The organism is Campylobacter sp. TTU-622 (genome assembly GCF_016598965.1).
In the GTDB taxonomy this organism is placed as follows: domain Bacteria; phylum Campylobacterota; class Campylobacteria; order Campylobacterales; family Campylobacteraceae; genus Campylobacter_D.
Map to the genome: position 1 here is coordinate 1 of NZ_JAENKR010000170.1, position 1059 is coordinate 1059.

A 1059-nucleotide genomic window follows, 5' to 3' on the forward strand; every position below is an offset into this window, starting at 1 on the left:
GAATTTGGTTATAGTCGAAGATGATATCAATATGCGCAAATCTCTTGAAATTGCTTTGGCTGAATATAAAGAATTTACAATCAAATCTTATAAGTCTGCTACAGAAGCCTTAAAAAAACTTGATGATAATGTAGATTTAATTATTACAGATATTAATATGCCTGGTATGGATGGGCTTGAATTTATAAAAGCTTGTCAAAATAAATATGATTTTATAATAATGACAGGTAATGCTACATTAAATCGTGCTATTGAATCAGTAAGACTTGGTGTAAAAGACTTTTTAACTAAACCTTTTGATATTGAAACATTAATTCAGGCTATAAAAAGAGCTAAAATTATTCAAGAAAAAACAAAAAAAAATCCAAGAAAAAAAGAAAATTTAGATAATAACACTAAAGATTTTTTTGCCTCTTCTGAAAAATTAGAAAAAATTTTAGATTTAAGCTTAAAAGCGGCAAAAACTGATGCTTCTATAATGCTTTTTGGAGAAAGTGGAGTTGGAAAAGAAGTTTTTTCAAGATATATACACAAAAATAGCAAAAGATCAAATATGCCTTTTGTAGCTATTAATATGGCTGCTATTCCTTCAAATTTGATTGAAAGCGAATTATTTGGCTTTGAAAAAGGAGCATTTACTGATGCTAATTCATCAAAAATGGGACTTTTTGAATCAGCTAACGGCGGAACGCTTTTTTTAGATGAAATTGGGGAAATGCCTTATGAAATTCAGGCAAAACTTTTAAGAGCATTACAAGAGAAAGAAATTACAAGATTAGGATCAACTAAGAGTATTAAAATTGATATTAGATTAATTTGTGCAACCAATGCTAATTTAGAAGAAAAAATTCAAAAAGAAGAATTTAGATCTGACTTATATTATCGTTTAAATACTATTCCTATCAATATTCCGCCTTTAAGAGAAAGAAAAGAAGAAATACTTGATATTGCTAAGAAAATTTTAGAAGATACCTGTAAAGAATACGACTTTAAAAATAAAAAATTTTCCAAAGAAGCAAAAGAAGCGCTACTTGATTATGATTATCCAGGGAATATTAG

Annotated in this window: 1 protein-coding gene; it reads left to right on the forward strand. The window is 27.6% G+C overall.

Annotation, left to right across the window (positions count from 1 at the left end):
• Window positions 1–1059 (forward strand): sigma-54-dependent transcriptional regulator (locus JG677_RS08240; protein ID WP_200286157.1); only part of this gene is annotated, 1059 nt, incomplete at both ends.